This is a genomic window from Sulfurospirillum sp. E15m (assembly GCF_059415145.1).
This window is the reverse complement of record NZ_JCAHZS010000007.1, coordinates 85,310-107,637: the sequence shown is the minus strand read 5'-3', so window position 1 is coordinate 107,637 and position 22,328 is coordinate 85,310. Positions and strand designations below refer to the sequence as shown.

The following is a 22,328-nucleotide window of genomic DNA, read 5'->3' as shown; positions in this document are numbered from 1 at the left end:
ATGAAAGTAGCAATGAACGGAGCGAGTGGATTTGTCGCAAACGCACTTAAACAAGCTTTTCCTGATTTTGTGGTGATTGAACGTCATGATGACGTCGCAACGATTGTTGCGAAACTGCAAGGTGTGGACGCCGTTTTTAATCTTGCAGGTGCGCCCATTGTCGCAAAATGGGATGAAGACTATAAAAAAGTGCTTTATTCCAGTCGCATTGAAACCACGAAAACACTGGTTGAAGCAATCAATCAAAGCGATATCAAGCATTTTATCTCCACCTCTGCCGTTGGTATTTACCCTAACAATGTGCCTTGTGATGAGCAGAGTCAAAAATTTGGAGAAGATTTTTTAGGCACACTCGCTCTTGCATGGGAGAGAGAAGCGCAAAAATGTACGAAATGCACCACGATTTTACGCTTTGGGGTTGTGTTAGGGAAAGAGGGTGGCGCTTTGGATAAAATGTTGCCAGCCTTTAAAATGGGTATGGGCGGCATCATCGGTGATGGGAGCATGGTAACGAGTTGGATAGCCTTAGAGGATTTAGTCGCCATCTATGCGTTTGTACTTGAAAACCATTTAGAAGGGATTTTCAATGCCACGGCACCGCAACCGCTCACAAACTTTAAATTTACAAAAATCTTAGGAAAAGTGTTGCATCGACCTACGTTTATCCCTGTGCCTGCATTTATCATTAAAATGCTTTTTGGAGAAGGTTCTACGGTTTTATTGGACAGTAAAGAGGTCTATCCTAAAGCCCTTTTGGAAAAAGGTTTTGTCTTTCAATACCCTGATTTACAGAGTGCTTTAACAAAGATACTCTCTTAGCGTTTTTCTAAAAAGAGTCTAATACCAAGTCCTATCATGACGATGCCAGAGATGGCATCTAAACTTTGGCGTACACTCTTTTTCGTGATAAAACCGTTGGCGGAGACAATCGTATACACCAAAATGCCTTGCCAAATCGTCCCTACGATAAAATGTAAAAGGGCTAAGAAGAGCGATTGAAGCAGTGCGGAGTGTTCATGCGAAATGAATTGCGGTAAAAACGCCATGTAAAAAATGACCGCTTTGGGGTTGAGAACATTCGACAAAAATCCCTCTCTAAGAGACGTCCAAAATCGAAATGGTTTTTGTGCGATGTGTTTTTGATGTACCCCTTTGGCATTCCAAAACGATTTGAGTGACGAAAAACCAAGCCACAATAAATAGAGCGCCCCTAAGGTTTTAAGAAGCATAAACGCAGTGGCTGAGTAAAGCAAAACCGCGGAGATACCCACCGCTGAAAGTGTTGCATGCACAAAAAGCCCTGAGCAAATCCCCAGACTTGAAACAAGACCATCTTTCGCACCACCTCTTAGTGTATTGCGCATAACGATCATCGTATCCGCACCCGGTGTCATTGTAAGCAGCGTAATCGCGATAAAAAATGTAACAAGATCAAGTGGCATCGTAGACTTCTTTGTAAAAATTGTGAAGAAATCATACCGAAAAAGCATTTAAACAAAAGAGTGTGAAAGCTATTTCCTTGCAGGAAAATTTTAGCTATTTTGCTTTATATAATGCACCAAAGATTATTACATGTAACTATTTTTATCAACGTTTTTTGCGCCATTAAAAATACAGTGCCTTTTTCTATCTTGCCATGTTAAGTCTTTTAAAATCCCTAAAATAGGGAACTGTACACTTTTTTAAATTTATTTTGAACGCAAAAAAGTTTATTTTCTTGACTTATTAATTGAAAACGGTTATCATTTCAAAAATAAACAAGGAGCCAAAATGTCCGAAGCCCTTTCAACGTTAAATGAAATCAGTCAGCGTTTTGATAAAACCGATTTAGAACTACTCGCATCGCATCCGCAGTTTTGCTTTACCATCAATTCGTATGAATTGTTTGCACACCATGTTTTTCATCGTGTTAAGCGTCAAAATCCCGACAAGTTCATCACGCAAGATGCGCTAAGCATTGTCATTGAAAGTGAAGAATGTGCCGATGCTTTGCATCTTTATCCGACATGGAAAATAATCGAGCAACGTGTGGATATGGAAGCGTGCGAAGAGATCAATCAAGCGATAGAGCGTTTAGAATCTAAAGAGTGCAAGCATATCTACTTACTGTTTCCTCGCAATGAAAATTTTAGAAAACATGTTCCCATTAGGAGTCCAAAGCTTGATGCCTTGGGACTAGAATACACCCTTAAACTGGTACCTTATACAATTTATTAGGAGAAATATTATGAAAATAGGCATATTTTATGGCAGTACAAACGGCAATACCGCTGAAGCGGCTAGTATCATTCAAAAACAATTAGGTGCTGATTTATACGATGTGGGTAAACTTAAAAACGGTGATGATTTGGCACAGTATGATTTACTCATCTTAGGCACATCGACATGGTATGACGGTGAATTGCAAGATGATTGGGAATCGTTTATGAGCCATCTGATTAAAGCTGATTTGGAAGGCAAAAAAGTAGCCCTGTTTGGCTTAGGTGACCAAGAGAGTTACAGCAGTGATTTCGTCAGTGGGATGCGTTTGATTTATGATAAAGTCATCGAAAAAGGCGCTCATGTCATTGGCTCATGGGATGATGTTGGTTACAGTTATGACCATTCGGCTTCTATCATTGATGGTAAATTTGTGGGGCTTGTATTGGATGAAGAGAACCAAAGTGATTTAACCTCTAGTCGTATTGACGCGTGGTGCAAACAACTTGAACTGTCATTAAAGGAGAGCGCATGAGTGTGCCAGTTTTGCTTCTAAAAGAAAGCATCGCTTCGTCTAAAAATGCACCTCATGTGCAACAACCGCGCAAAGAAAAACTGCTTTTTTGCAAATGTACGTGCTAAGAAGAGGGCTTCCTCTTCTTACTCGTTAATGCTCACTTTATATCCGTAGTAAAAATCCGCGTCATACCCCTCAACTTTGCAGGTAATTGGACTTTTACATGTAATAAATTCAGGGCGCACGACCATCGCCACATACATCTCTCCGTCGTAAAAACGCAGTTCATAGTGCTTGAGTTTTGGTTTGGGAATGGAAAAAATATAAATAACTTTATTGTCCTGAAATGCTGCAAAAAAATCATTCACCGTGGTGATGTCTAATTCATCGTTCCCATCAAAAATATGACAAAAATAACTGTATGGCGCTAACGTATTGAAATGGTCTTTTCTCATAAAAGCGATCTCTTTTTCGTCTAACTTTTTGTCTTTATTTTTATCGTAATCGCTCATGAGCATGGACGATGTCATCTCATCAAACGAGAAGACAAGTAAAATTTTATCGCTTTGGACATCGACATGCGCATCGACAAAAACATGCGGATGCGCCAAGAGGATAGATGAGAAAGTTACAAGCCACACAAGGTATCGCATCGTGTTTTCCTAGGCAATGAGTAACAAAAGACCAAGGATGAGCATCAGCCCAAGTCCAATGATTTCTGAATAATCAAAAATACGTAACGATTTATTTTGAAATCGTTTTTTGAGAAAGATAGTCGAAAAAGCGGCTATGGCGATGACACTGCTCATGCCAAAACTCATGGCTAACGCGGCTAAAAAGCCTAACGCATACGCGCCACTACTGAGAGCAAAAATAAAAATAGCGACTGTACCGGGGCAAGGGACAATGCTTGCGCTTAAAACAACACCCCATTCGGTACTCTGTGACTTAGGTGAACATGCCGCGCAACTACATGTAAAAGGATGGGCTGAAAACGCAACAATTTTGGGCTGTTTACGGGATATTTTGATTTTTTTGCTTCCCAAATAAATGACGATAGCGATGATGACAACCGCAGAAAGTTTAGTCGCATAAAACGTAACATTATTGAAAAATGCATTGAAAAAAAGATCAAAAACGGTATAGATAACGACGGTTAAAATAAATGCCGCAAAGGTATGCGCAATGCCTATTAAAGCGGCCATGCTCAGTGCTTTTGAGTAACGATGTTCCGATGCAAAAAGGTAAGAGCTGACCAATGTTTTTCCATGTCCTGGACCTGCCGCATGTAAAATACCATATAAAAATGCGGAACCTAAAAAGAGAATATATCCGATGAAAGAGCTTTTTTCTTTGAGCTGACTCATCATAGTTTGCACCTCTTTTTGCAGTAACGTTAAATGCTCTTTGAGCCATGTGAGCCATGACGATGGTGTCGCATTTTGCTGTATTTGAGGCGCTGTGATATGTGGGGTGTTTGTCGTTACGGGAGTGATGGTTTGCTGTTGAGGCTGTTGTACACTGCTTTGAGCAGCATCGGCATTGGTGATTTTTATAAACGCGATATAGCTGTTAATATTGGACTCTAGTGCAAAAGGTTTGGCGATGGAGTGTTCAACTTGATGAATGAGGAAAAGGAAAAATCCCTCTTTGTCTTCAATCGTAAACGAAAATTCGTCTCCGATTTTAAAAGGCTGTTGCACTAAAACCGTAAAGCGAAAAATCAGCTCTTGGTTGGTTAAAAATAACTGCGTGTGATTGACATGAATCGGCAGATGCTTTACCGCCGCATTTTTGTCGGTATTGTCTGTATATTCGATGGAGGTAAGGTAGTGTTTTTTTGAAATGTAATTTTCTAAAACAATCTGGATATGTTTTAATTCATCAGGGTCAATCTTTTTGTTGCCATTGTCATCGTAACGCTCTAGCAATGTTTTGACAAATTCTTGGCTAAAGTGCCACTCAAACGTCGCTGTGTCGATTTGGGATGGCGTGCCGTCTAACAAGATTTTGACGGTTGCAGAAGGGGTATAAAGTGCGCATAAGGCACAGGCAAAAAGATGATACGGCAGTGCAATAAAGAGACATGCGAAAAGAAATTTTTTTATACTCATTTAAAAAGCCCTTTTTGGCATAGGATTGGATAAAAACCAAAGTCCTAAAAGAATGATAAATATAGCCCCTAAAAGGCGAATAACCCAAAACCATTTGGGTTGGGTTGTGATTTTACGTGAAGATTGCACAATGTGCGTGAGAAGACCCGCAAGTGAGATACTAAGCCCCATGCCAATGCTCATAAAAAGAGCGGCGACCATTCCAATGGCAATATGACCTAGCGTGATGGCGAAAAAAGAGAGGGTAATAACACCCGGACAAGGCACAACGCCTGCTAAAAAAACGACACCAAAACGGCTTTTATGCGCCGAAATTGTTTCGGTTCGAATGCGTTTGTCTTTCCAAACTTCATACACCAACCAACAGCCCATTAACAAAATCAGTCCACCTGAAATTTGAAATAATGGAGGATTGACATCGCGAAAGAGTTTGGTTGCGCTCACTTGAATGAAGTAAGTTGCGACTAAGGTGACGGTGAGTGCGGAAAGCGCATGCACGATGGCGATTAAAAAGCCAATTTGGAAGACATGCGAACGCTTGGTCGGATTGGCTAAAAGGTAGCCTGCAACCAATGCTTTGCCGTGTCCAGGTCCTAGGGCGTGGATAACACCGTAACCAAAAGCAAGAGCGAAGATGAAAATCATCGGTTGAATATTTCCTGCATCAATGGCATGAAAATGGTTTGAAAGTTGTGCGTTAAAGTAGCGATTTGCTTCGGCAAATGTGATGGCAATAGAAGAAAGCATGCGTGTCTCCAAAGTTTAAGAAAGCGCCATTATAGCTTAGTTTTTTAAACAAAGAATCCTGAAAATAAATCATAAAGTGATAACAATTCTCAAAGTTATTAAAAATTAAGCTGACTTATTTTATTATTTCAATAACAATTATCAAAAAAGGAGAAACGATGTCGGTACTTGTCATTGGTGGCGATAAAATTGATTCAATTTCGTCTGTATTGCAAGATTTCTCTTTTCACAAAATTACCCATTGGGATGCGCGCAATCCTTCGGTGGTTAAAAAAGAGATTCCACAAGATGTTCAGCTTGTCATTATGCTGACCAATTTTTTAAATCACAATGCGATGAATAAATTCAAAAACGAAGCAAAGCGCAAAGCGATTGAATTTATTTGTGCCAAACGTAGTGAAAGTTCTGTTTTTTGTGAGTTGTGTAAAAAATACAGCCCTGATGGATGTATGCTCGAAAAAGCGTTACGAAAATAAAGAGAGGGTTAGATGTCGTTACCACCGTTAAATAATGAAATGAAATTGAGTTATGAAGATATTTTTTGGATGATTGAGCGTAAAAGCTTTTGGGTGGAATATGAGCCTTTGATTGATATGCAAGACGGCGATATTTTTGGCTATGAAGCGCTTGCAAGGTTTGTGTTACATGGTCAAAATATTGCGCCTTCTCCTGTTCTTGAAGTGGCACACCAAGTGAACGAGCTTTTTTTCAAGTTGGAAAAAGCGCTTAAAATTGAGCAGTTAAAACATAGACCCAAAGAGGGCATGTTGTTTTTAAATATCGACCCACACAATTTTAGCGATGGCGAAAAAATAGCGTATTGGCATGATTTGTTTGAAGACCAAGAGGCGTTGTGCATCGAAGTGACTGAAAACACCGATGGCATGCAAACCCTGCTGCTTTCTCACTGTTTGGATGAGATTCAAAAAAGCGGTGTTCCCATCGCGCAAGACGACATCGGCAATGACCAAAAGCCGTTCTGTTTTGACCTGACGCGAAGAGCGGAGTTTTTGAAGTTTGATCGCACATGGCTCACTAAAATTAAAGCATGCAGGGATTACCAAGAAATTTTAAAAGGGTTTATGGCGTTTGCCAAAGCGCAAAAGAAAAAGTGCGTGTTAGAAGGCATTGAGAGTGAAGAGGATTTTGCGATTGCAAAGGCATTGGGCGTTGATTTTGTGCAGGGGTATCTTTTTAAACACCTCAATCATCAATCACGCCATTAAAAGAGGAATGAATGGACAGTATCAAATTAGCGGTGGATTACGGAGCTTTAGGCGTTTTATTGCTGATGAGCATTTTAGTGGTTGGGTATGCGTTTGAGCGCATGCTGTTTTTCAAATCTTTACATGTAAAAGCGTTTAAAAGTAAATATGCCTTGGAACGTGAAGTTTCCAAAAATCTGACTATCATCTCTTTGATTGGTTCAAACGCTCCTTATGTGGGGCTTTTGGGAACGGTTGGGGGCATTATGGTCGTTTTTTATGAAATCGGTATCAGCGGAGGCGCTTTAGATACCTCAAAAGTGATTGTGGGTTTAGCATTAGCGCTTAAAGTAACTGCGGCAGGACTCATTGTCGCGATTCCGTCCACGATGATTTACGGCGCTTTTTTACGCAAAGTCGATGTGGCGTTAAGTGAGTGGGAAGATGAAGTCGCTTAAAAGAGTGGAGGGCATCAACGTTGTGCCGCTCATCGACATTATGTTGGTTTTGCTTACGATTGTGATGACGGTTTCTTCTTTTATCGCGCTGGGGAAAATCGAAATATCGCTTCCTCAAGCAACCCATTTTTCCAAAGTGGAGCCAAAATTTTACGAGATAGGCATTAACGCGGATCATCAGTTTTTTATCAACAATGAATTAACACCAAAAGATGAACTTTCCAATAAATTTGAGAGTTTAACTAAAGAAGATTCGGTGGCGATTAGTGCCGATAAAATGGCGGCTTATGAAGATTTTATCTATGTAATTGACCTTTTAAAAGCCAAAGAGATTGAAAAAATTGGCATGGTGGTTCATAAAAATGAATAACACTGAAATCAAACACATTGATTCCAAAAAACTGTTCGAAGCGGCAACGGTGGTTCACATTATTCACAATGGCGCAGTCTATCAACTGCGCATCACCAAAGAAAATAAACTGATTTTGACAAAGTAAAGGAGCTAAAATGGTACATCAACACTATGTGATTGCAAAGCGTTATGAAAATAAAGCCCTTTTGCTTTCTTTCTTTTTACATGTAATCGTTGTGGGGTTTTATTTTTTGATGATGCGAGAGCATACGTTTGAGATAGCGGCTCCCAAAACCGTTGTGTTAGAAATTGCTTCCATTGAGCGCGTATTGCCAAAGCCTATGCCTCCTCTTCCTGAAGTCAAAAACGTTGAGCCGATAAAGCCTGTTGAAGAGGTCAAACCAAAGAGTATTTCTAAACCAAAGCCTATCGTAAAACATGAAGTGAGTGTGCCAAAGCCTGTACAAGAAGTGGTAGAGCCTACACCTGTGATGGAGCATTCTGTCGTTACACCGCCACAAGAGGTAGTGCCTTCTGCTCCTGTGACGACACAAGAGCCGTTTGTCAAAACCGATTTTGAAATTATTCGCGACAAAGTTTTGGCACGCTTGGTGTATCCTAGTGCGGCAAAAAGAATGCGACTTAATGGTGTCGTACATGTCGCTCTTGTGATAGGAACCGATGGTTACTTAATCAGCGCTACGATACAGCAAAGTTCGGGAAAAGAACTTTTGGATAATGCCGCTTTAGCAGCTGCAAATAAACTCAAGGGCATCGTATTACCTAAGCCTCAGATAATCAGTACGGTCATTTTGCCCATCGCCTTTAAAATCAAATAATTTTATACTTAGCCAGCCTAACGCCAGCCATAGTGAACTAAACTCATATCAAAGGATAGTCTATGTCTATGGTTCAGCGGATTAAGGCAGTAAGCCTTATCGCTTCATTGATGCTTTGCAATACATTACACGCGGCAAGCGCAAACGAACAAAATTATGATACAAATACAAGTGATGCGAGTACACTTGAGGGCATTTCCATCACCGCCAGCGATGATGCCTCAGCCATTACGGAGGGAACAGGCTCTTACACCACCAAACGGATGAATACCTCTACAAAACTGGGTCTCTCTAGCAGAGAAACACCGCAAACTGTCACTGTCTTAACGAGCCAAAAGCTTGAAGATTTAGGGGTCAGTTCGTATCAAGAGATGCTAAATTCTGTCACAGGTGTCACCCTAAACCGATGGGATGAGCGGGTGTATCCTACCGCGCGTGGGTTTGATGTGGATTATTACCTGCTCGATGGAATGCCTACTTATTCTATCTCTGATACGACGGCAAGCGATATGGATTTGTCCATTTATGACCGTGTAGAAGTGGTTAAAGGGGCGAATGGCTTGATGACAGGAGCAGGAAATCCCTCTGTGGGGCTTAATTTTATTCGCAAACATGCCAACTCCAAAGAGGTCAAAGGCGATATTGAAGTAAGCGCTGGGTCATGGGATGCGTACAGCTCCATGATGGATGTTTCCGCACCGCTTAATGAAGAGGGAAGCGTTCGAGGGCGAATTGTTGCCAAACACGAAGATAAAAATTCGTTTATGAACGGCTATAACAAAACCAACGATGTCGTGTACGGTGTCGTGGATATGGACTTAAGCGATACGACCTATCTCTCCATCGCAGCGGAGTACCAAAAGTTAGATAGAAGTGGTATTCGTTGGGGTGGCTTGCCTGCGTTTTACAGCGATGGAACACGAACCCATTTTTCAAGGTCCGATACGGTGAGCGAAGACTGGACGTATTGGAACGATGAGACCAAAAGCGTCTATCTTGATTTTAAACAGTACCTCTACAACGATATCTCTTTAAATCTTTCGTATTCGTATCGAAAACTGTACAGTGAATCGTCATTGCTCTATTTTGGTGGCACGGTGGATAAAGACAGCGGCATCGGTGAAGGCTCTGTCTATCGGTACGTGAATGAAGCGCTTTATAATGAACAAAACATCGATGTGTACGTTTCAGCACCTTTTACACTCGGCAATTTGGAGCATGAAATTCTCTTTGGCATGATGCGCAATACCAGCGATTTGAAGTACAACAATTGGGGTATGGATTTTCCTTCTTCGAGTTTAGCCTCGCCGTTTATCAACCTTTATAACATCAATGTCGCCAATCCTAATTTATCGATGGATTATGCAACAACCCCCGATAAAACAACACAAATGGGCATGTATGTGGCAGGTAAGTTCTCTTTGAGCGACTCTTTAAAGCTGGTTACGGGGGTGAGGGTGTCGAACTGGAAATATAAAAGCGAAGACGGTACGGGCAATCGGGAATTTAATGACGAACTAACGCCGTATGTGGGCTTGATTTACAATCTCAATGAAAACCATTCGGTTTATGTCAGTTACACGGACATCTTTAAACCGCAAGATAAACGCGATGTGAATGGTAATTATCTTGACCCAATTCAGGGGAAAAACTATGAAACGGGCATCAAGGGAGAGTATTTTGATAAACGCCTCAACGCCTCTTTGTCCGTTTTTAGAATTGAGCAAGAAAATGTGGCAGAGGAAATCTCTGGCGTGTTTGTCCCAGGCACAACCGATACGGCGTACCGTGCAGTTTCTGGCGTGGTCAGCAAAGGTTTTGAACTCGATATCAACGGTGAAATCACCGATAATTGGAATGTAAGCTTTGGTGTCGCTAACTTTGAAGCAGAAGATGCCGATGGAAATAAAGTACAAACCAAATCTTCACGAACCATGGCTAATTTATTTACCAAATATACCATTTCGCAGTTTGGTTTTGGTCTTGGGTTTAATTATCGAAGTAAAATTTATACGGGAAGTGGCGCTACGGAAATTACACAAGATGCGTATGTTTTAACCAATGCGATGATTTCGTATAAAATTGATAAAAACATGAAATTACAGCTCAATGTCAATAATATTTTTGATAAAAAATACTACGAAGGCATTGCCTCCGATGGCATGGTATATGGCGCGCCACGAAACGCGACCCTTAGTTTCAAATACAGCTTCTAATGCGTCTGTTTTTTCTTAAACTGCATCGTTATTTTGGCATCGTGATAGGGGGATTTATCCTTATCGCGAGCCTTACAGGCTCCGCAGTTGCCTTTTATCATCCCTTAGATGCGCTTATCAATCCTTGGCAAAAAAGTATCTCCAAAGACGACAAAACGCCTCATGACCCTTTGAACCTTATTGATGCCGTAGAATTACATGTAAAAGATGCCAAAGTCGCGTGGGTGAGTCTTTCGTTGTCGCATCAGAGTTCATGGCTTTACTTTTTAGAAGGGGCACAGCCGAAGAAGTTTCCAACGAACAATGAAGTGTATGTCAATCCTTACAACGGCGAAATCAAAGGCATGCGCTCGTGGGGCGACATTCGCCAAGGCATCACCAACTTGATGCCGTTTTTATACGCACTGCATTACAGCATGGCACTAGGCACGTTTGGAACAGGACTGATGGGCTTTTTTGCACTCTTTTGGTGTGGGGCTATTCTCATCGGGGTCTATCTTACGCTCCCAAAACGTCAGGGTAAAGGATGGAAAGAGTGGAAAAAAACGTGGCAATGGCGCAACTCTTCGACGATGCATGGCAAACAGTATCATTGGCATAAAACAGGCGGACTGTGGCTCTTGGGATTGATGTTACTTCTCTCCTACTCATCTTTTGCACTCAATTTGCCTAAACTGCACCAAAAGTTTTTGGGAGAGAGCAATTTTCAACGTGAACACGAGCAGGTCAAACCGCTTAAAAAGCCTCTCATAAACCCTAAAATGAATTGGTACGATGCAAGAGAACAGGGCAGAGTTTTAATGGCGGAGGTTGCCAATAAAGAAGACTTTGACGTGCTTGAAGAAAGCGCTTTGATGTACGAAAGAGAAGAGGGCATGTACGTTTATACCGTTAAAAGTACGCGTGACATTTCACAAGAGCATGGCTCAACCAGCGTCTATTTTGATGCTAATCATGGGAACTTTCTTGCTTCGTTCATTCCCACAGGCAAAAAAGCGGGAGACACGCTCACGCAATGGCTGTATGCCTTGCATCAAGGCGTGCTTTTTGGAACTGCTCATAAGGTTGTTCTTTTTCTTTTAGGCATTGCAAGCAGTTTTTTTGTCATTAGCGGATATTATCTCTGGTGGAAAAAAAGAAAACCAAAACAGTGAGGAAAAAAGAGGCAAACGAACGCCTAAAAATGTGCGCAAGATAGATTATACTGTTACATATTTTTTAAAGGAAAGCGATGAATTTTCTCATCATGGCAAAACTGTTTCATATTGCTTCGGCGATTTTGTTTATCGGATGTGTCTATTTTCGTACCTTTATTTTACCAAAGGCATTGGTGACGTTAGGAGGCGAGCGTTTTGAAGCAATGGAAAGCGCTCTGTCACCTCGCACACGTTTGATGGGAAAAATCAACACGACCATTTTGCTTTTCAGCGGTCTTTTTTTAGCGTATAACTATTTTGAGCCGACCAATGTACTTTTACATGTAAAGATGACGCTAGGGCTTGTCGTTGTGACAATGTTCTGGTGCGCACCGCTCATCATGCATCGTTTTATGGGCGAGAAAAAACGCAAAATCAAGACAGTATATCATCACAGTATGTTTGCATTGATGGTGTGCATTGTCATTCTTTCCCAAACCATGTTCACCCTTTAAATACTTTTTTACATGTAAACCCTTTTACATAATCCCACACATGAAATGCATTCCTAATTTTATATTTGATAATAAGTATCATATTATTAAACATTAAGCTCTTTTAGTTTATTATTCGATAATAGTTATCAATAATAAAAAGGAGATATTGGATGCAATTACGGTATTCACACGTTTTAGTGGCGTTATGTTTAGGGAGTACACTTGGTTTTGCAACGGAAGCAACAAATTTAGAAGAGGTATTCACCAAAGGGGAACTTACAGGAAGCATCGGCTGGTTTGGGCAAAGTGTCGATGCCAAAGGCAGTACGCCTAACAGCGGTTTTTCAAATGGCTATTTAAACGTTGGTTTTGAGACAGCGCCTCTGTATGGCATTAGTGTCGGCGTATCGGGTTGGGGCAGTGCAAAAACCAGCGAAAAGAACGATGATGATTACAAAAGCACGATAGAAGACAGCAGTGTTCTTTCTCAAGCGTATATCAAAATTGAGCATGAAGGCATGGGCAAAGTAATTCTTGGTCGTCAAGCAGTGGATTTTAATTGGCTGACCGACTACATCGATGGTGCAACGGCAGAAATCAGCGCGGTTGAAAATCTTGTCGTAAGTCTTGCTTGGGCACGCAAATATTCAGTGGTAGATATTGATGAAATCTCAGAAGATTTTAGCAAGCTCAACGGCAACAAAGGCATCTACATGCTTGATGTCAAATACACACCTATCGAAGCGTTAGAACTCAATCCGTATCTTTATTATGGCGATGATTTATTGAGTGCGTATGGTCTTAAAACAACCCTCAAACTAGAACCAATGGACGATGTAAAAACAGAAACAGTGCTTCACTATGTAGCGATAAACAGCGATGTGGTTGATGTCAAAGATGGTGCGTTCACTCAAGTAGAACAAGGCGTTGAATTTTTAGGTGCTAATGTCGCTCTAGGTTACATCAAAGTCGATAAAGACGGCATGGCAGGACTAGGAGAATTTGGTGACCAACTACCTTTTGAAGAGGGCAATCACGTCATGGACGCCGATGCCAAAACGCCATATGTGCGTGCTGAGTATGAAATAGAAGGCGTAAAATTGGGCGCGATTTACGGTGAAACAAAGTATCTTGATGCCGCATTAGCCAGCAAGATAAAAGAAAAAGAGCTCAATCTCAGCGTTGGGTATGAGTGGATTAAAAACCTTGAAACTTCTCTCATGTACGTCAATGTCGATAACGACGAAAAGTCTGAGAGTTACAATGCCATCAAAGCGCATATCGTCTATACCTTTTAAGGAAGCGTGATTGTCTGAAGCCACGATGGAGGAGAAGGAAGATAATTTTTCTACCGCTTCTTTTGAAAACTTTTACACCTATTTTTTAAAGCTCACAACTAAAGTAGGGATTCGCAACTCGAGCAAACGCGAATCCTTGCTGCGAGCGCTTTATGCTTGCGAGACGTACCTAAGCGCTGAGCAGATTCATGCCTTACTGTATGGAGAATACCGTATACGCATCTCTTTAGCAACGGTCTATAAAATTTTGGCTTTTTTTGAAAGCATCGATGTCATCAGTACGGTTATGACGTATCCTCATAAACTTAAAAAATATAAACTCAAGCGCGCTGTGCATCATGACCATTTGCTCTGTCTAAAATGCGGAACCATTACACGTTTTTACGATGCGACTTTGGAAAAAATTCAAGACGAGATTCTTGCCACACATCGTTTTAAAGGAACTCATCATACATTAACGTTGTACGGCCTTTGTGAACAATGCCAAGAAAAAGAAAAACGATTGATAGCTAAAAATTGATAATAATTCTTAAAAAATATTAAGCCAAGATTTATTCTCTCACTCTAAAATGTACTCATTAAAGGATGCTTATGAACGTTAGCGCAGAAAAATTAATAGAGCTTGGAGCCTATTTTTCGATTGTTCATCATATTAAAGGGCGCATTCGTTTGCGTGTGAGTCCTAAGATTAAAGAGCACAAGCATCATGTAGGTATTGAAGACATTGAAGCTTTGCCTGCTCGAATTGATGGAATCAAGTCGATTAAGATCAATAAAATCATTGGCTCTTTAACCATCGAATACGACCATGCCGTTTTTCCTGACCACTTATGGGAAAACCTCGTCGCAGGCAAAGAGCTGGATGAAATCATCGCCATTATCGACCAACTTGCAAAGGAGATCGTCTGATATGAAAAAAATTCCCATACCACAAGATACGACATCATTAGAAGAGGCGTTGCAGAAGGCATTTGATGATGAAGTAAAAGCGTATGAAACGTACCGTGCGGTCATTGAAAAATTTGGCTCGGTTTTTCCTTTTGTAAACATTGTTCAAGCCGAACAAACGCATCAAAACGCGCTTATCGCCGTTGCCGCGGTGCATGACATCTCTTTAATTCGCACAGAAATAGAACCCATCCATCTCCCTAAAACCCTTCAGGAATGCTGTGAGTTAGGCATTGCTGCGGAGATTGGGAACATTCAACTCTATGATGAATTACTTTTACATGTAAAAACGCATCCTGATGTACAAGACTTATTTTACAGGCTACAAGCCGCTTCGTATAACAACCATTTACCCGCTTTTAGAAACGGTGTCGTCTCGTACGCTTCACCAAAAACAACTCCCGAAGCGAATGCTAACCCGATGGGAGCACTCGAAGGAATGATGGGGCAGTGGGGCGAACTGAGCCAAATGGCGCAAAAAATTGCCAAAGGTGAAGTCAGCCACGAAGAGATGAGCAAGCTTTTAAGCTCCAACTTTTCCCTGATTGCAGGCGCACTTGTAGGTGCTGTTGGGGCGAGTGTACTTGGAAGTGTCCTTAACCCAGAAGATGACAAAACCAAAGCGTAAGCTTTTTAATAATCAATTCAAGGAGAAACCATGTTACCCTTTATCGTAGGTGCAATAGCAGGCGCTGCTACTGTGATCGCTTTTAGTAAGAAAAAAGAGCTAAGAGAAGGTCTTGAGCAAGGCGTGTGCAAAGCCAAAGAAGTTGTGGGAGATGTTAAGAAAAGTGTTGGTGACACGCTTGAGTGCGTGAAGTCCAAAAAAGCATTACATGTAAAAACAAAAGAGGAGGGACAATGAGCCCAAATATCACGATTAACACAGGAACTCCACGCAGTGTCGCTGGCAATATGATCAGTGGGGCATTTGCCGCTGGTATGGTTGCAACGGCGCTTTCATACACCAAATACAAACAAGCTGAGCTGAGCAAAGAAGAAGCGATTAAACAAAGTCTCAAACTCACCCTTCAAGGTGGCATTGCAACAGGAAGTGCGATTGCCGCGGCAAATGCACTTGGGCGCAACAGTTGGCTAGGGCTTTTAGGCTCGCTCAGTGTTGGGCTCGCAGGGATTTACGGTGTTGAAAAATTCTACGACAAAACATGTGCGTGTACCCCATCAACCGAAGAGGAAATGAACTAATGGAACTTTTAAATTCACTCGATAACAATCCATACATTGGCGGCAATGCTACTAACGAAGGCGCCCATGAAGCCAAAAATGGTGCTGATATGTTAGGCGCTATGACACCTGAGCATCTTTTAGGTGCATTTAATACCAAACAATTTGTCCTAGGCGCTCTCATCGGTGCGGTAGGTGCGTATTTACTCACGAATGAAAATGCGCAAAAAAACCTTTTCAAGACCATCGCAAAAGGCACAGAGATGTTCCAAGCAGGCATTGAAGAGATGAAAGAGCGTTTTGAAGATGCCAAGGCTGAGCTAGCATCTAAAGAAGCGTAGATTTTATGCACCAAACACGCCTGATTCATCAAACGCCCAAGCGACTGCGCTACGTCACGCCTGCTCTTCGTCAGACGAATGCCCATCGCCTGAGCATGGATCTTAAAAAAATAGAAGGCGTACGCGAGGTTCGTGTTAATTCCAAAATTGGTTCGGTCATTTTGGAAGGTGAACACTTGGACGCAAACGCTTTGTTAAAACACCTTCAAACCCTCGATATTGCGCCGTATCAGATTTGCGATACCTCAATCAATGCGTGTTTTAACGACCATGACGAGAAGCCTAGCATCAAAGGAATGGTACGCTCAGGCATGGCTTTGGCGTTTCAGCCGTTCATTCCTCAACCGCGATTGAAACTTGCCGTGAGTACGCTTGCAAGTATTCCTCTGTTAAAAGAGGGATTTTTTGAGCTTTTCAGCGAAGGATTAACCTCCAAAGTGCTCGAAGCGATGGCGGTGGGTGTCTCTTTAGCGCGTAGAGATTACAGCGCGGCGAACAGCACGAACGTGATGCTTGAAATCGGAGAATACATCGAAGAAACCACCGTTCATAAAAGTGATGATCTCATCAAAGAGCTAGCCAAACCCAATATCGAAGAGGTGTGGGTAGAAGTGGAAGAGAATGGTAAACGCACCGAAAAGCGCATCAGCACTTCTGAGGTGAAAGTCGGTGACATCGTCATCGTAGGCTCTGGCGATACGATCCCCATTGATGGACATATCATTGATGGAACCGCGTCCATTAACCAAGTGTCGATGACAGGAGAGGCGGAGCCTGTGAAAAAAGAGCGTGGTGGACGTGTCATCTCTGGAACGATTGTGGAAGCAGGGCGCATACGCATTTGGGCGGAGCAAGTGGGGGATGATACCGCGACACAACGCATCAGACACTACATCAAAAGTTCTCTCGATGAAAAATCTGCTATCGGTCTAAAAGCGACCCATTTGGCAGACAAACTCGTCCCGATTACTTTGGGTATGGCAGGACTTTCGTATCTGATATGTCAAGATATGGCAAGTGTGGCAGCGGTTTTACAGGCGGACTATTCGTGCGCATTGAAACTGGCTACGCCTGTGGCATTTAAAAATTCACTCTCCATCGCTGGACATCATGGCATCCTCATCAAAGGGGCGAAAGCACTCGAAGCATTGTCACATGTCGATACGTTTGTATTTGATAAAACAGGTACATTAACGCATGGTGAACTTGAAGTGGTTGAAATTTGTTCGTTTGATACTGCCTGGAGTGAAGAGGCAATCTTAAACCTCACTGCCAGTGCGGAAGAGCACTACTTTCACCCTGTGGCAGAAGCCGTGGTCAAAGCAGCCAAAGAGCGCGGTTTTGTGCATATGCACCATGATGAGGTCGAGTTTATCGTAGCGCATGGTGTTCGCACCCAAATCAATGGTAAAAATGCAGTCATAGGCAGTCGTCACTTTTTAGAAGAAGATGAACAGGTCTCTTTTAAAGAACATGAAGTCAAAATTGCAAAGTGTTTGGAAGATGGCAAAATTTTGCTCTACATCGCGTATGACAACAAACTTTTAGGTACCATCGGAATGATGGATCGCGTACGGGCTAATGCCAAAGAAGCCCTTTTAAAACTTCGCGCATTAGGTGCAAAAGAGATCGTCATGCTCACGGGCGATGTGGAAGACAAAGCACACGCTTTAGCCAAAGAGCTTGGCATCGACACCGTGTATGCAAAACTCTTACCTACCGATAAATCAAGCATTGTGCAAGCACTCAAAGAGAGCGGAAAACAAGTCGCGTTTGTGGGCGATGGCATCAATGATGCCCCCGCACTTATGAACGCCAATGTGGGCATTAGCATGTATAAAGGCGCGGATATTGCCAAAGCAACCGCCGATATTAGCTTGCTCAAAGATGACATCGAAGCGGTGGTCGAAGCAAAAATGCTTGCCAACAAAACGATGGCACGCATCAATGGCAATTTTAATGCCACTGTTGGCATTAACAGTTTCATCTTAATCGGGGCGGCAGTTGGATGGTTAAGTCCTGTGAAAACGGCGTTTTTACATAATGGCACGACCATTGGATTATTACTGAGTTCCATGCAAAAAATTCGTATTGAAAAAGCTAAGCTGAGTCTTAGGGGAGGGGTTTTATAATTATGATAACATATATCATAAAGGACATCTATGCCTCTTCTCTTTCCCCTTGGAATCGCCGCGGTTTTAACCTTGGCATTAACATATGAGACAGGAAAAAATGCAAAACGAAAATTTGACAAAAAAAGAGCTAAAGCTACCAAGCTTTAAAACGTGGGACTTAGACACTAAAAAAGAGGTCTCAAAAATCGGCATGACCGCTTCGATGGCGATAGTCGTAGGAACCTCGTTTGGGATGAAATCTAAGGTGATGAAAAACCTTCACATCGGTGCGGGAGTGGCGTTGGTTGGTTTTTCACTGTGGCATCATATGCTCTACCAACCACCTAAAAAAAGCAGCACAAAAGTAGCGGTACAAGAGACAACGCCTACACGTGAGGTAAGCCCTACAAAACCTAAGAGAACGCGTAAACCAAAAGAGGCATAGACCTCTTTAAATGGTTTAAAACAAACTTATTAACGATAATGTATATAAAAAATGACATCATTTAGGAATTATTTACAAACGGTTCACATCTTGTTTAGTCTAAGGTTCTATACTTTCACTTGTAAGACAATTACCTCCTTTTTGTAGATAATCTAACCATTTTAAGGCAAACGCTCGAATTGCCCGGTTCGAGCGTTTCTTTTTCTTCAAAACTTCCCAAATCTCTCTTTTTTCATCACAAATTTTTCTTCACTTGTATTAATATTGGCTATAATCGAATAGACTTTTTTCAATTGGTTATGAAAAAAGTCTAACTAATAATACAAAGAAGTACCGTGAAACTGATGAATCTTGCGGACACGCATTTAGGCTTTAACGATTTAGACATTATCAATGAGCTAGGCATCAACCAACGAGAGGCTGATTTTTACGATGCTTTTACGCAAGTCATTGAACAAATCAAAGCAATAAAACCTGACTACACCATCCACACGGGTGATCTTTTTCACCGTACTCATCCCTCTAATTTTACCTTTACAAAATATGCACAATATCTCGCCAACCTAGTGCTTCGCATCGCCATCTTAAAAACACTCAGTGAACTAAGCGGTGCCAGTAGCGTGGGATTTTTAGCGTTTGATGAAGTCTTTGGAAGCCAAGATGAAAACCGAAAAATGGAAATCTTAGAAGCGTTTCATACCATAAAAGAACAGTACAGACAGATATTTTTGATAAGCCATGAGATGGAGATAAAAGAGATGTTTGAGAGAGTTGTGGAGTTGTAGAGAAAAAATATATTTCTCATAATTCTTGAATTATGTATCTAATATTAAAATACATAATATTTTTGATAAATAGAGATAAAAAATGTTTAAAATATATTATAAAAACAATAACCAACAATACTATAATTCAATACACAAAACTACAATTGAAGATGTTATGGAAAGCATTTTTAAATACGGGAAAAGTGTTCCATATATAATGGTTACAGATGATAATGACCTTTGTGTTATTGAAACAAAACATGGAAAAATAATCTATCCCCCTGATATTTATTTTTTAGAACAATGTTCTATTCTAAACTTAGATAACATTCAATACAATATCGATTTTTTAATTTCTGCGTACAATGAGGCTTTAGAACTAATTAGTAAAGGCAATACGATACCTTACCTCGAAGAACTGGATGAAGAAATACATGTAGTTGCAGCAATGAAAAATACAGAGCTACCCTCTTTGGGTTATAAACCTCAATATTTGATTGAAGAAGATTCTAATTTTTTTGAAGAAAGTGCATTGCCAGATTTTTTTAATTCTCTAGACGAAAAAATGCAACTAGGCGAAACTTTGATAATTATGCCAGTATCACGTGTATTGTTTCAAGGGATATTGAACTTAGAAAATTTTGTTTTTATTGCCCCTCACGCAATAAAATATAAAAAGATTTTTAAGGAATCAAAAGCTTTTTTTAATAATAACTTGAGAGCTATGCAAAGTAAAACTACATTTTTTAACTTAGACACTTTGGAAAATAGTTTTTGTATTGCTTTTACATATCCATTGGATTGGGATAAATTCCAGAAGCAAGATCATAAAGATGATATAGGCTTATTGCAAATTTTATCTGACAGAGTAGAGTCTATTCTAGATGTAGTAAGATTAGAATATTGTAGATTACATTTTCCAGATGAATTACCAGGTGAAGCTGGCACTTGGGGAATGAATGATTACCTTGGGGCTCTTGTTTATAATAAGAAATATACTGCTAGTCTGTGCTATTTAATTGCAGGGTCAGCAATTGAGTCTACAAAAATAGTAAAAGGACTTGGGCTAGAGATTCAAAATATTTCTTCAGACATAAACTATGAAAATGATGCATCAAGTGAAATGTTAAGTGTTATTAAATATTCATTAAAACTTTATAGAGATGCTTTATATGCTAATAGTAAAACTACAAAGTACGTTAAAATAATGACACTATTTGAATACATGGGATCTCCTTATAAATATATGAAGTTTCAAGATATTAAAACAAATATTATATGTTTTGTAGCAAAAGATAAAAGAGAATATCATAGATTAAGCGATAGGTTTAAAGTACTTTCACAATCTTATCGAACAGAAATTATCCATAATGGAAAAACTTTGGAAGAGATTATAACTAACTATGATGAGAGAATAGAGCTACTAAAAGAGCTTGAAGGCTATGTTATAAGTGTATTTGATATATTTGTTGAGAATAAACATCTAACATGGGAAGCTTTTGTTATAAAAAGAAATGCAAAGATACAATCTTTTTCATAAATTATCTTTTAGAACAAAAACGGGGACGAGGCAACTTTAAATTGATGTATAGTTAAATTTAGAGGCTAATTTTGAAGACTATGAGGCATAAATACCTTTACATGTAAACCCACTTTAAATGAAGGTGACGCAAAGAAATTTGACGTGGGTTGTTGCGTTGTAAGGCATTTCATATTGAAATTTTTTCAAAGCAATGGAGCGACGAAGAGTAAAATAGTTGTAAAAATGGAATGTTACACATGAATAATAAGGTTGCACTAGATGGATAAACTCATAAGAAACTCGACTGCTGAATTTTTGATATTTACCTCACAAAGTGGTGAAAATAGCATCGAAGTAAAAGTTTTTGAAGAGTCGGTTTGGCTGACGCAAACGATGATAGCTCAGCTTTTTGATAAAGGTCGAACAACTATAATTGAGCATCTTAAAAATATATTTGAGAGTGAAGAGTTAGTTGAAAAATCAGTATGTCGGGAATTCCGACATACTGCCAATGATGGTAAAACCTATAACACAAAATACTATAACCTAGATGCCATCATTTCTGTAGGGTATAGAGTAAACTCCAAAAAAGCGACACAGTTCAGGCAGTGGGCGACAAGCGTACTGAAAGAGTTTGCTATCAAAGGGTTTGTGCTTGATAAAAAGCGACTCGAAAACGGTACCTTTTTAGGAAAAAACTACTTTGATAAACTCTTAGAAGAGATACGAGAGATTCGCCTGAGTGAGCGGATGTTTTATCAGAAGATTACAGACATATATGCGACTAGTGTGGACTACAACAAAGACGACGAGACGACTAAAACGTTTTTTGCAAAGGTGCAGAACAAACTTCATTTTGCCATTCATGGACATACGGCGGCGGAACTTATCTACAATAGAGCAGATAGTGAGAAAGAACACATGGGGCTAACTTCGTGGGATAATGCACCTAGTGGAAAGGTGCTTAAATCAGATGTTACCGTAGCGAAAAATTATCTTTCAAAAGAAGAACTTGACTCCCTTGGTCGAATCGTCAATGCTTTTTTAGACCTCGCAGAAAATAGAGCCAAGAGAAATATCCCTATGAGTATGGAAGATTGGGCTAAAAGACTCGATGCCTTTTTGGAGTTCGATGATAGAGAAATTTTGCACGATGCAGGAAAAATTACTAAAAAGATAGCAGACGAAAAAGCTTTGAGCGAATTTGAAAAATACCGTGTCGTTCAAGATAGACTTTTTAGGAGTGATTTTGACAAACTATTGCTAGAAGTGGACACTAAATAACATGTCCTTCTCCAAATCCCTCTGAACAGGTGCCAAGGCAAGATATAACTTTACATCTAAATATTTTGGGAACGCAAAATGTGGTGCGAGAGCAAGTTATTGAAATATTTTGAACTTGATACTTTTGCTATGGTTAGGGTACTT

At 40.4% G+C, this 22,328-nt stretch carries 28 protein-coding genes; 24 read left to right on the top strand and 4 right to left on the bottom strand.

The window, feature by feature from the left end:
* On the top strand, positions 1-819 hold the full coding sequence (locus AC5SLP_RS10415; protein ID WP_495255083.1) for a TIGR01777 family oxidoreductase: 819 nt from the start codon (positions 1-3) through the stop codon (positions 817-819).
* Here AC5SLP_RS10415 and AC5SLP_RS10410 read toward each other — a convergent pair.
* Positions 816-1,442: a LysE family translocator gene (locus tag AC5SLP_RS10410; RefSeq protein WP_495255082.1), complete on the bottom strand. Its 627-nt coding sequence runs from the start codon at positions 1,440-1,442 to the stop codon at positions 816-818. The genes AC5SLP_RS10415 and AC5SLP_RS10410 overlap by 4 nt on opposite strands.
* Positions 1,443-1,770: 328 nt before the next feature.
* Between AC5SLP_RS10410 and AC5SLP_RS10405 the strand changes: the two genes are divergently transcribed.
* Together AC5SLP_RS10405 and AC5SLP_RS10400 are read left to right on the top strand one after the other, a co-directional pair.
* Entirely contained in the window at positions 1,771-2,217 is a 447-nt protein-coding gene (locus AC5SLP_RS10405) for a hypothetical protein (protein WP_495255081.1), read from the top strand.
* 10 nt (positions 2,218-2,227) lie between these two features.
* Positions 2,228-2,734 carry a flavodoxin gene (locus tag AC5SLP_RS10400; protein ID WP_495255080.1) on the top strand — a complete coding sequence of 169 codons (507 nt, stop codon included), beginning with the start codon at positions 2,228-2,230 and terminating at the stop codon, positions 2,732-2,734.
* Between the two features lie 125 nt (positions 2,735-2,859).
* Here AC5SLP_RS10400 and AC5SLP_RS10395 read toward each other — a convergent pair whose 3' ends face one another.
* The 3 genes from AC5SLP_RS10395 to AC5SLP_RS10385 are packed head-to-tail and all read right to left on the bottom strand — an operon-like array spanning position 2,860 to position 5,577.
* The gene (locus AC5SLP_RS10395) at positions 2,860-3,369 is read right to left on the bottom strand and encodes a DUF1007 family protein (RefSeq protein ID WP_495255079.1); all 510 of its coding nucleotides are present in this window, start codon (positions 3,367-3,369) and stop codon (positions 2,860-2,862) included.
* A gap of 9 nt (positions 3,370-3,378) precedes the next feature.
* Positions 3,379-4,830: a HoxN/HupN/NixA family nickel/cobalt transporter gene (locus AC5SLP_RS10390; RefSeq protein ID WP_495255078.1), complete on the bottom strand. Its 1,452-nt coding sequence runs from the start codon at positions 4,828-4,830 to the stop codon at positions 3,379-3,381.
* Positions 4,831-5,577: a nickel/cobalt transporter gene (locus AC5SLP_RS10385; protein WP_495255077.1), complete on the bottom strand. Its 747-nt coding sequence runs from the start codon at positions 5,575-5,577 to the stop codon at positions 4,831-4,833.
* A gap of 158 nt (positions 5,578-5,735) precedes the next feature.
* Here AC5SLP_RS10385 and AC5SLP_RS10380 point away from each other — a divergent pair, with 158 nt between their 5' ends.
* From AC5SLP_RS10380 to AC5SLP_RS10280, 21 genes are all read left to right on the top strand, one after another.
* Complete coding sequence (locus AC5SLP_RS10380; RefSeq protein ID WP_495255076.1) at positions 5,736-6,053, top strand: DUF2325 domain-containing protein; 318 nt, start codon at positions 5,736-5,738, stop codon at positions 6,051-6,053.
* A gap of 12 nt (positions 6,054-6,065) precedes the next feature.
* A complete protein-coding gene (locus tag AC5SLP_RS10375) occupies positions 6,066-6,803 on the top strand; it encodes an EAL domain-containing protein (RefSeq protein WP_495255075.1) in 738 nt (245 codons plus the stop codon).
* An 11-nt stretch (positions 6,804-6,814) separates the two neighbouring features.
* Positions 6,815-7,240 (top strand): TonB-system energizer ExbB, encoded by a 426-nt coding sequence (gene exbB, locus AC5SLP_RS10370; RefSeq protein ID WP_495255074.1) that lies wholly within the window; start codon positions 6,815-6,817, stop codon positions 7,238-7,240.
* Positions 7,227-7,610 carry a biopolymer transporter ExbD gene (locus tag AC5SLP_RS10365; RefSeq protein WP_495255073.1) on the top strand — a complete coding sequence of 128 codons (384 nt, stop codon included), beginning with the start codon at positions 7,227-7,229 and terminating at the stop codon, positions 7,608-7,610. Before exbB ends, AC5SLP_RS10365 begins: the two co-directional genes overlap by 14 nt.
* On the top strand, positions 7,603-7,737 hold the full coding sequence (gene hemP / locus AC5SLP_RS10360; protein ID WP_495255072.1) for a hemin uptake protein HemP: 135 nt from the start codon (positions 7,603-7,605) through the stop codon (positions 7,735-7,737). The genes AC5SLP_RS10365 and hemP overlap by 8 nt, the downstream gene beginning before the upstream one ends.
* Positions 7,738-7,747: 10 nt before the next feature.
* Positions 7,748-8,431 carry a TonB family protein gene (locus AC5SLP_RS10355; protein ID WP_495255071.1) on the top strand — a complete coding sequence of 228 codons (684 nt, stop codon included), beginning with the start codon at positions 7,748-7,750 and terminating at the stop codon, positions 8,429-8,431.
* Between the two features lie 62 nt (positions 8,432-8,493).
* Positions 8,494-10,647: a TonB-dependent siderophore receptor gene (locus AC5SLP_RS10350; RefSeq protein ID WP_495255070.1), complete on the top strand. Its 2,154-nt coding sequence runs from the start codon at positions 8,494-8,496 to the stop codon at positions 10,645-10,647.
* Positions 10,647-11,801, top strand: a complete 1,155-nt coding sequence (locus tag AC5SLP_RS10345) for a PepSY-associated TM helix domain-containing protein (RefSeq protein WP_495255069.1) — start codon at positions 10,647-10,649, stop codon at positions 11,799-11,801. Before AC5SLP_RS10350 ends, AC5SLP_RS10345 begins: the two co-directional genes overlap by 1 nt.
* A 77-nt stretch (positions 11,802-11,878) precedes the next feature.
* Positions 11,879-12,298, top strand: coding sequence for a hypothetical protein (locus tag AC5SLP_RS10340; protein ID WP_495255068.1), 420 nt, complete (start codon positions 11,879-11,881; stop codon positions 12,296-12,298).
* A gap of 152 nt (positions 12,299-12,450) precedes the next feature.
* Complete coding sequence (locus AC5SLP_RS10335) at positions 12,451-13,578, top strand: Opr family porin (RefSeq protein ID WP_495255067.1); 1,128 nt, start codon at positions 12,451-12,453, stop codon at positions 13,576-13,578.
* Positions 13,579-13,588: 10 nt separating this feature from the next.
* Positions 13,589-14,098 carry a Fur family transcriptional regulator gene (locus AC5SLP_RS10330; RefSeq protein ID WP_495255066.1) on the top strand — a complete coding sequence of 170 codons (510 nt, stop codon included), beginning with the start codon at positions 13,589-13,591 and terminating at the stop codon, positions 14,096-14,098.
* Between the two features lie 71 nt (positions 14,099-14,169).
* On the top strand, positions 14,170-14,487 hold the full coding sequence (locus tag AC5SLP_RS10325) for an HMA2 domain-containing protein (RefSeq protein WP_495255065.1): 318 nt from the start codon (positions 14,170-14,172) through the stop codon (positions 14,485-14,487).
* Between the two features lies 1 nt (position 14,488).
* Positions 14,489-15,154: a ferritin-like domain-containing protein gene (locus AC5SLP_RS10320; RefSeq protein ID WP_495255064.1), complete on the top strand. Its 666-nt coding sequence runs from the start codon at positions 14,489-14,491 to the stop codon at positions 15,152-15,154.
* Positions 15,155-15,184: 30 nt separating this feature from the next.
* Complete coding sequence (locus AC5SLP_RS10315) at positions 15,185-15,391, top strand: hypothetical protein (RefSeq protein ID WP_495255063.1); 207 nt, start codon at positions 15,185-15,187, stop codon at positions 15,389-15,391.
* Complete coding sequence (locus tag AC5SLP_RS10310) at positions 15,388-15,732, top strand: magnetosome protein MamC family protein (RefSeq protein WP_495255062.1); 345 nt, start codon at positions 15,388-15,390, stop codon at positions 15,730-15,732. Before AC5SLP_RS10315 ends, AC5SLP_RS10310 begins: the two co-directional genes overlap by 4 nt.
* Positions 15,732-16,052 (top strand): YtxH domain-containing protein, encoded by a 321-nt coding sequence (locus AC5SLP_RS10305; protein ID WP_495255061.1) that lies wholly within the window; start codon positions 15,732-15,734, stop codon positions 16,050-16,052. Before AC5SLP_RS10310 ends, AC5SLP_RS10305 begins: the two co-directional genes overlap by 1 nt.
* A 5-nt stretch (positions 16,053-16,057) precedes the next feature.
* The gene (locus AC5SLP_RS10300; RefSeq protein WP_495255060.1) at positions 16,058-18,184 is read left to right on the top strand and encodes a heavy metal translocating P-type ATPase; all 2,127 of its coding nucleotides are present in this window, start codon (positions 16,058-16,060) and stop codon (positions 18,182-18,184) included.
* A gap of 100 nt (positions 18,185-18,284) precedes the next feature.
* Positions 18,285-18,611, top strand: coding sequence for a hypothetical protein (locus AC5SLP_RS10295; RefSeq protein ID WP_495255059.1), 327 nt, complete (start codon positions 18,285-18,287; stop codon positions 18,609-18,611).
* Positions 18,612-18,955: 344 nt separating this feature from the next.
* Complete coding sequence (locus tag AC5SLP_RS10290; protein WP_495255154.1) at positions 18,956-19,396, top strand: metallophosphoesterase; 441 nt, start codon at positions 18,956-18,958, stop codon at positions 19,394-19,396.
* 82 nt (positions 19,397-19,478) lie between these two features.
* Positions 19,479-20,918: a hypothetical protein gene (locus tag AC5SLP_RS10285; protein WP_495255058.1), complete on the top strand. Its 1,440-nt coding sequence runs from the start codon at positions 19,479-19,481 to the stop codon at positions 20,916-20,918.
* Between the two features lie 261 nt (positions 20,919-21,179).
* A complete protein-coding gene (locus AC5SLP_RS10280; RefSeq protein WP_495255057.1) occupies positions 21,180-22,184 on the top strand; it encodes a virulence RhuM family protein in 1,005 nt (334 codons plus the stop codon).
* Positions 22,185-22,328 lie beyond the last annotated feature (144 nt).

Coding starts and splice junctions, on each gene's coding strand:
- AC5SLP_RS10415 (WP_495255083.1), top strand. CDS start 1: ATGAAAGTAGCAATGAACGGAGCGAGTGGATTTGTCGCAAACGCACTT.
- AC5SLP_RS10410 (WP_495255082.1), bottom strand. CDS start 1,442: ATGCCACTTGATCTTGTTACATTTTTTATCGCGATTACGCTGCTTACA.
- AC5SLP_RS10405 (WP_495255081.1), top strand. CDS start 1,771: ATGTCCGAAGCCCTTTCAACGTTAAATGAAATCAGTCAGCGTTTTGAT.
- AC5SLP_RS10400 (WP_495255080.1), top strand. CDS start 2,228: ATGAAAATAGGCATATTTTATGGCAGTACAAACGGCAATACCGCTGAA.
- AC5SLP_RS10395 (WP_495255079.1), bottom strand. CDS start 3,369: ATGCGATACCTTGTGTGGCTTGTAACTTTCTCATCTATCCTCTTGGCG.
- AC5SLP_RS10390 (WP_495255078.1), bottom strand. CDS start 4,830: ATGAGTATAAAAAAATTTCTTTTCGCATGTCTCTTTATTGCACTGCCG.
- AC5SLP_RS10385 (WP_495255077.1), bottom strand. CDS start 5,577: ATGCTTTCTTCTATTGCCATCACATTTGCCGAAGCAAATCGCTACTTT.
- AC5SLP_RS10380 (WP_495255076.1), top strand. CDS start 5,736: ATGTCGGTACTTGTCATTGGTGGCGATAAAATTGATTCAATTTCGTCT.
- AC5SLP_RS10375 (WP_495255075.1), top strand. CDS start 6,066: ATGTCGTTACCACCGTTAAATAATGAAATGAAATTGAGTTATGAAGAT.
- exbB (WP_495255074.1), top strand. CDS start 6,815: ATGGACAGTATCAAATTAGCGGTGGATTACGGAGCTTTAGGCGTTTTA.
- AC5SLP_RS10365 (WP_495255073.1), top strand. CDS start 7,227: ATGAAGTCGCTTAAAAGAGTGGAGGGCATCAACGTTGTGCCGCTCATC.
- hemP (WP_495255072.1), top strand. CDS start 7,603: ATGAATAACACTGAAATCAAACACATTGATTCCAAAAAACTGTTCGAA.
- AC5SLP_RS10355 (WP_495255071.1), top strand. CDS start 7,748: ATGGTACATCAACACTATGTGATTGCAAAGCGTTATGAAAATAAAGCC.
- AC5SLP_RS10350 (WP_495255070.1), top strand. CDS start 8,494: ATGTCTATGGTTCAGCGGATTAAGGCAGTAAGCCTTATCGCTTCATTG.
- AC5SLP_RS10345 (WP_495255069.1), top strand. CDS start 10,647: ATGCGTCTGTTTTTTCTTAAACTGCATCGTTATTTTGGCATCGTGATA.
- AC5SLP_RS10340 (WP_495255068.1), top strand. CDS start 11,879: ATGAATTTTCTCATCATGGCAAAACTGTTTCATATTGCTTCGGCGATT.
- AC5SLP_RS10335 (WP_495255067.1), top strand. CDS start 12,451: ATGCAATTACGGTATTCACACGTTTTAGTGGCGTTATGTTTAGGGAGT.
- AC5SLP_RS10325 (WP_495255065.1), top strand. CDS start 14,170: ATGAACGTTAGCGCAGAAAAATTAATAGAGCTTGGAGCCTATTTTTCG.
- AC5SLP_RS10320 (WP_495255064.1), top strand. CDS start 14,489: ATGAAAAAAATTCCCATACCACAAGATACGACATCATTAGAAGAGGCG.
- AC5SLP_RS10315 (WP_495255063.1), top strand. CDS start 15,185: ATGTTACCCTTTATCGTAGGTGCAATAGCAGGCGCTGCTACTGTGATC.
- AC5SLP_RS10310 (WP_495255062.1), top strand. CDS start 15,388: ATGAGCCCAAATATCACGATTAACACAGGAACTCCACGCAGTGTCGCT.
- AC5SLP_RS10305 (WP_495255061.1), top strand. CDS start 15,732: ATGGAACTTTTAAATTCACTCGATAACAATCCATACATTGGCGGCAAT.
- AC5SLP_RS10300 (WP_495255060.1), top strand. CDS start 16,058: ATGCACCAAACACGCCTGATTCATCAAACGCCCAAGCGACTGCGCTAC.
- AC5SLP_RS10295 (WP_495255059.1), top strand. CDS start 18,285: ATGCAAAACGAAAATTTGACAAAAAAAGAGCTAAAGCTACCAAGCTTT.
- AC5SLP_RS10290 (WP_495255154.1), top strand. CDS start 18,956: ATGAATCTTGCGGACACGCATTTAGGCTTTAACGATTTAGACATTATC.
- AC5SLP_RS10285 (WP_495255058.1), top strand. CDS start 19,479: ATGTTTAAAATATATTATAAAAACAATAACCAACAATACTATAATTCA.
- AC5SLP_RS10280 (WP_495255057.1), top strand. CDS start 21,180: ATGGATAAACTCATAAGAAACTCGACTGCTGAATTTTTGATATTTACC.